Origin of the sequence: Nesterenkonia sedimenti (assembly GCF_012641515.1) — a bacterium.
GTDB classification, from domain to species: Bacteria; Actinomycetota; Actinomycetes; order Actinomycetales; family Micrococcaceae; genus Nesterenkonia; species Nesterenkonia sedimenti.
Window position 1 is genome coordinate 23,104 of sequence record NZ_JABAHY010000022.1, and the last position, 6,215, is coordinate 29,318.

The 6,215-nt window shown below is 63.3% G+C and carries 6 protein-coding genes; all 6 read right to left on the reverse strand.

Going from position 1 to position 6,215, the window contains the following annotated elements:
* Nucleotides 1-15: 15 nt before the first annotated feature.
* The 6 genes from HGQ17_RS14050 to HGQ17_RS14075 all read right to left on the reverse strand — a co-directional run bounded on the left by HGQ17_RS14050 (nt 16) and on the right by HGQ17_RS14075 (nt 6,046).
* Nucleotides 16-594: a ribosome maturation factor RimP gene (locus HGQ17_RS14050; RefSeq protein ID WP_168888583.1), complete on the reverse strand. Its 579-nt coding sequence runs from the start codon at nt 592-594 to the stop codon at nt 16-18.
* A gap of 17 nt (nt 595-611) precedes the next feature.
* Nucleotides 612-2,471 carry a proline--tRNA ligase gene (locus HGQ17_RS14055; RefSeq protein WP_168888584.1) on the reverse strand — a complete coding sequence of 620 codons (1,860 nt, stop codon included), beginning with the start codon at nt 2,469-2,471 and terminating at the stop codon, nt 612-614.
* 17 nt (nt 2,472-2,488) lie between these two features.
* Nucleotides 2,489-3,370: a sensor domain-containing protein gene (locus tag HGQ17_RS14060; protein WP_168888585.1), complete on the reverse strand. Its 882-nt coding sequence runs from the start codon at nt 3,368-3,370 to the stop codon at nt 2,489-2,491.
* Nucleotides 3,371-3,447: 77 nt separating this feature from the next.
* The gene (locus HGQ17_RS14065; protein WP_168888586.1) at nt 3,448-4,092 is read right to left on the reverse strand and encodes an OmpA family protein; all 645 of its coding nucleotides are present in this window, start codon (nt 4,090-4,092) and stop codon (nt 3,448-3,450) included.
* 214 nt (nt 4,093-4,306) lie between these two features.
* On the reverse strand, nt 4,307-4,936 hold the full coding sequence (locus tag HGQ17_RS14070) for a hypothetical protein (protein ID WP_168888587.1): 630 nt from the start codon (nt 4,934-4,936) through the stop codon (nt 4,307-4,309).
* Nucleotides 4,937-5,044: 108 nt separating this feature from the next.
* On the reverse strand, nt 5,045-6,046 hold the full coding sequence (locus HGQ17_RS14075) for an endolytic transglycosylase MltG (RefSeq protein WP_168888588.1): 1,002 nt from the start codon (nt 6,044-6,046) through the stop codon (nt 5,045-5,047).
* Nucleotides 6,047-6,215: the final 169 nt, after the last annotated feature.

Genomic DNA, 6,215 nt, shown 5'->3' on the forward strand with positions numbered 1-6,215 from the left:
CGGTGGTGCCTAGGGTTAGGAAAACTCTACCTGGACCCTGGCTCGTGTGATGGAACCAAAGGGTATATGTCTCTGGGGTCCGGTCTTGGGTTTCATGCCTTTTTTGGGTGGGGGTTTGATCTCTTGGACCACGATGCCGTCTTGGGCCACGTCTTGTAAACGGGCGTTGATGGCAGCCTGGCCCTCGGCTTCGATCTCCAGCAGCCGGCCGAGATTACGGCTGAAATGCCGTGGTTCGGTCAGCGGACGGGTGGCCCCGGGGGTGGTGACCTCAAGCTCATAGGAGTCGAGGTCCACCAGGGGTTTGGCCGCGGAGTTCTCGGCGGCCCCGGCCTTCTGCTCCTCCTCGGCGTGGTCGAGGACCACACTGAGCGCCTCAGAGAGCCCGGCGAGTGTGTCGAGGTCCACATTCTCGGTGCCGGTCTCATAGTCCACGGTGACCTGCAGGATGGTGGCGGCACCCTTGGCGGTTAGCGCCAGTTCCTCCAGGTAGAGCCCGTGGGCGGAGACTGTGGGTTCGATCAGTTCGGCCAGGGCGGCGGCACGGGGGTCCTTGAACCTGTCCTGTGCTGAGGCCCGTGGGGGTGAGGCCATGGCGGAGACGCTCCTTCCTAGAGCAGTTCCTGACTGCGGGTGGTCAGGTGGTTGACCGCCTCAGCCAGGGGCACATCGGTGGCCTCTCCGCTGCGGCGATCCTTGACCTCCACGTTACCGTCTTTGAGGCCGCGGCCGACCACCACGATGGTGGGCACACCGAGCAGTTCGGCATCGCCGAATTTCACACCGGGTGAGACTTTGGGCCGGTCATCGTAGATGACGTTGAGCCCGGCGGCTTCGAGGTCACCGGCGAGCTTCTCCGCGGCCTCGTAGATCTCCTCGCCCTTACCGGTTGCCACCAGGTGTATATCGGCCGGGGCCACGGCTGCGGGCCAGATGATGCCCTTGTCATCGTGGTTGGCCTCCACCAGGGCGGCCAGAGCACGGGTGACGCCGAAGCCGTAGGAGCCCATGGCGACAGTGGTCTGCTTGCCGTTCTCGTCGAGGACTTTGAGGTCCAGCACCTCGGAGAAGTACCGGCCGAGCATGAAGATATGCCCCAGTTCGATACCTCGGCGGGTGCGCAGGGGCCCGGATCCATCGGGTGCGGGGTCGCCGTCGCGGACGACGACGGATTCGATCGTTCCGTCCCAGGTGAAGTCGCGGCCGGCCACGAGGCCGAAGACGTGTTTGTCCTGCTCGTTGGCGCCGGTGATCCAACGGGTTCCGCTGACGATCCGGGGATCGACCAGGTAAGGGATCCCGGTGGAGCCTTCGGTGCCGAGAACCGGCTCATCGAGGCTGAGTCCGGGCCCGATGTAGCCGCGGACCAGTCCGGGGTTGGCGGCGAGGTCTGCTGAGGTGGCGGCCTCCAGCTGCAGTTCGCCTTCCACGCCGACTGCTGCTCCGATAGTGGCCTCGGCGCGTTTGAGGTCCACATCCCGGTCGCCGGGGACACCGATGACGGCGACCTTACGGTCCCCTGTGGGGGTGACCACGGTGACCACTACGTTCTTCAGTGTGTCGGCGGCGGTCCATTCGCGGTCCTCGCGGGGGTGGTCGGCATTGGCTGCGTCCACCAGGGTGGCGATGGTGTCGGTGCCCGGGGTGTGGTGGACCTCGGCGGCCGGGGCGCTGCTGTAGTCGATGGGCTCAGGCGGGACACTGGTGACTGCTTCGACATTGGCGCGGTAGCCGCCATCGGATTCTACGAAGGTGTCCTCACCGATATCGCAGGGGTAGAGGAACTCCTCGGAGGCCGAGCCGCCCATGGCACCGTTATCGGCGGCCACCGGTACTGCGGGCAGGCCGAGCCGTTCGAAGATCTTGATATAGGCCTCGCGGTGAGCATCGTAGGCGGCCTGCTGGTCCACGTCGGTCACACAGAAGGAGTAGGAGTCCTTCATGATGAATTCGCGGCCGCGCAGCAGCCCGGCCCGGGGGCGGGCCTCGTCCCGGTATTTAGTCTGGATCTGGTAGATGTTCAGCGGCAGATCCTTATAGGAGCTGTAGAGGTCCTTGACCAGGAGGGTGAACATCTCCTCGTGGGTGGGGGCCAGGAGGTAGTTGGGCTCCCGGATGGTCTTCTCGGTGCCGTCCTCGTTCTTGCCCACCGTGTGTTCGGGGGATTTCCGGTCTGGGACCCGGAAGATGCCGTCGCCGTAGGTCTCCCAGCGTCCGGATGCCTCGTAGGGTTCCTTGGGCAGCAGTGCAGGGAAGTGGACTTCCTGGGCGCCGATGGCGTTCATCTCTTCACGCACGATCTGTTCCAGTTTGCCCAGCACGGAGAGCCCCAGCGGCAGCCAGGTGTAGATCCCTGGTGCTGCCCGGCGGATGTATCCGGCCCGGACCAGCAGTTTATGGCTGGCGACCTCGGCATCAACGGGGTCATCGCGCAGTGTGCGCAGGAACAGGTGGGACAGGCGTGTGATCATAGGGACGAGTCTATCCGTCAGTCCTCGGTCTCTTCGTCGCCTGCGTCCTCGGTGTCGGCGTCGTCGTTGTCTTCGGCGCCTTCGGCGTCCTCTTCCTCCTCGTCGTCCTCGGGTTCCGGCTCGGGGGCGATGATCTCCTCACCCACTGCCTCGGAGAGGATGAGCGCTGCCTCGGCTTCGAGTTCGGTGGCCATCTCCTCAGCTGACTCCTCCCCCAGGGGGTCTTCCAGGGGTTGCACAACACCGACGACGACGGCGGATTCCCGCAGCACCACGGCGAGATCGTGTTGGGTATCCCCGTCTGCGGTGACACTGCGGTGGACCGCTACGGCATCGGCTGCCCCGGAGAGGACTTCGACTTCATTGAGTTCGGTTTCGGCGGTGAATTCGCCTTCGCCGACGTCTCGTAGGACGGTGTGCTCTGAGCAGCGGTCCAGTCCCTGGGCCTCCTGTTGGAAGTGCATTTGGGCGGCTTCCCAGTCCTCGAAGGAGTAGATGGCTGCCTGGCGGTCCCCGGTGTCTGCGAGCGCGGCCAGTGCCCCGGAGGGTACCGGCAGTGCTGATGCGGTGACGAAGGGTTTGCAGTCGATGGGGTCGACTTCGAGTTTCTGCAGTTCCCGGTTGATATCGCGGAGGTTGGCCCACCAGTCATCGGTATCGGTGACGGTGGCCTCGGGGAGCTGATCTTCGAGGATTTCGCGCATCTCCTCATGGGCCATCTGGTTGCCCTCGGGATCAGGGGCGGTGGCCTCTGCCGCTGAGACGGAGTCCTCCAGGGACCCACCGCCGAGGGGGTCATTCTCCTCAGGCGGGGGCTCCTCACAGGCGGCCAGGGCCAGGGTGAGCGCGAAGGCACTGGTGGCCGCGAGGATGGTCTGCGGTCTCAGCGGGGAAGTCATCACCTTCCAGTATGGTCACTAGGGTCTCCCCCGGGCTGTTTATACGCGCCGAGGGAGACCAGCTGGAGGTGATGTGATCAGTCGCCGTAGCGGATCTCGACCCTGCGGTTTGCCGCGAAGGTGTCGGGATCGTCCTCGTCCTCGGTGACTGCGGGCTCGCTGTCGCCGAAGCCCTCTACGGTCAGTTCGAGGTCCGGGCGGACATCGGAGAGCACATCGGCAACTGCCTGGGCCCGGTTTTCGGAGAGTTCTTGGTTGTCGAAGTCGTACTGAGTCTCGTCCACCGGCAGGGAGTCGGTATGTCCGTGGACATTGACCGATGCGCCCTCAGGTACTTCCTCGACCAGTTCTTCGGTCCGGGTGGGAGCGACCTCGGGCAGTTCCCATTCATTGGGGCTGAAGAGGATATCGGTCTCCAGGACGATGACGTCCTCATCCTCGGATTCTCCACCGAGGTACTCCACGGCGTCGTCGAGGTCATAGCGGGTGATGGAGTCCTCAACCTCCAGCCCATGCAGTCCGACTGTCATGGTGCCCTCTTCTCGGGGCATGGAGTAGGTGACGGTGTCGATGGCGTCTTCCACATCCACCGGCCCGCTGTCTGAGCTGGCCTCGGACTCCAATTCCTCCTCGGGGGCACATGCTGTGACCATGAGCCCGGCCACCAGTGCCAGTCCTAGTTTTTTGCGCCAATGCAGCTTGTCCGTATCTGTGGTTGCCATTGCATTCTCCCGTTATCTCCACGTATTCCACGCTGTGCTTTTTATGTGTGAGTCGGACGAAGAGCCCGAGAAGTTGCATTGAACATGGTCACTGATCACTCTGCTTCCAGCTCGTAGTCGATCTCGGCGTCCTCTGCGCCTTCGGAGATACAGATGCAAAGACGCCCCGGTGGGATTCCCACCGGGGCGTCCAGCCCGCTGTCCACGGTTGTGGTTACTGGAAGACTCCCTTCAGTTCCTTGGCAAGGCTGGTCTTGAGCCAGAAGGCGTTGACCACCAGGAACGGTCCGAAGAAGATCAGCACCACGATCAGTGCGCCGAGGAAGGCCCCTCCACCTGCGCTCATCGCACTGAAGATCATGGTCAGGCTGAGGATGCCGATGACGGCCAGGCCCAGCCCGCAGGAAATCATGCCCAGCAGCCGGCCCCAGGCTGCCCGTTTGCCGATGCCGATGATCACTGCCACGTAGCAGGCGAGGGTAACCAGGGTGAAGATCAGCACCACGGCGATCATGCCGGCCGAGGTCCCTTCACCTCCGACGGCGTCGATCAGGAACCCGCTCCAGCCGCTGGCGGCGACGGCGCTGACGATCAGCGCCAGGATGCACAGAACCACCACGATCACCATGGAGACCACGGTCAGGGTCTTCAGGGTGCCGTAGGCCGCCGGCAGTCCGTTGCTGGGCTGCTGCGGGTACCAGTCCTGGGGGTTTCCGGGCTGCTGGGGAACCCCGTACTGCTCATAGCCCGGCTGCCCGTAGGCAGTCTGACCGTAGCCGCCCTGGTCAGGGTATCCCTGCTGGGGCTGTTGGGGTGCTGGGTACTGGTTCTGGTGCTGGTTCATGGGTCTTTCCCCTTCTTGGTGTGTTGTGTGTGACGCCCATGAGTCGCACCGGGGAGCAGAAAAGTTGCAGGGTTTCTGCGATTTTTTTATTTTCTTGCCATCAGGCCATCAGCAGCCGTCTGAGCTGGGGTTTTGCTCGCAGTACTCGACAAATTCCTGCGCGTTCTGGAGGTGGGTTGTCTCATCTGCGGCGAATTTCGCCTCATTGGTATCGGGGTTCACCTTGGTCCAGTAGTAGTAGCCGTGGGCCTCGGGGTCAGCCGCAGCCTCCAGTGCCTCAACGGAGGGCGTGGTGATCGGTCCCGGAGGCAGTCCCGGATGCTGGTAGGTGTTATACGGATTGGAGGCATCTGCCCGGTCATCATTGGTCAGCACCCGGTCGAGATCACCGAGCCCATACCGAACGGTGGTGTCGATCTGCAGAAGACCATCACCGGCCCGGTTCTCGATCACACCGGCAACAGTGGGGTACTGCTCGGGCATCGCCTCGTCTTCGATCAGCGAGGCCATGGTGACCACTTCATGCTGTTCATCCCGGTCAGTGACGCCTATCCCGGCCAGCCGGTCATAGGTGCGGTTGACCATGGCCTGTAGGAGGTCCTCGGGTTCGGCTCCCTCATTGAACCGGTACTCCCCTGGGGTCAGGTAGCCCTGTAGGTCCGGGGCATCGGCCGGCAGCCCGTAGTCGCTGGGGTTCCCAGCCGCGGCCCGGTAGTCCGCGCCGCTGTGGCCGGTGATCTCACCGAGGGCGTCGAAGACATCCTCGTTCCAGTCCAGGGCTTCGACTTCGAAGGTGACCAGTTCACCGGGCCCCTCGGCCACCACCTCGGATTCGTCGACGCCGTCCTCGTCTTCCTCTTCGGATGTACTCTCCGCATCCTCTTCTTCGGATTCGGAGGGCGGTGTCTCCTCGGCGGGTTCCTCTTCCTCGGTGCCCTCGGCATCCGGTCCGGGGGTGCCGGCCTCGGATTCCTCAGGCTCGGATCGTTCGAATTCCGCCTGCTCAGTTTCTTCCATGACCTCGTCGAAGCCCCCGCAGGCGGTAAGTGTCAGAAGCAGTGCGGTGATACCTGCGGCACTGCGAATACCAATTGTCTGTCCGGAGATCATGGTCCCTCCCCCATAATGTGTGCACTGAACATCAGAATAAACGATGGCGGTATACATATCCCCCGCAGGTCAGGGCCTACGGGGGATATGTGCGTGGAGATATGCGTTGAATCTCCTATGTTTGTCAAGCCGTCGCAAGTTGGGCTCGTGCTTCGGTGTTGAGGTGTCG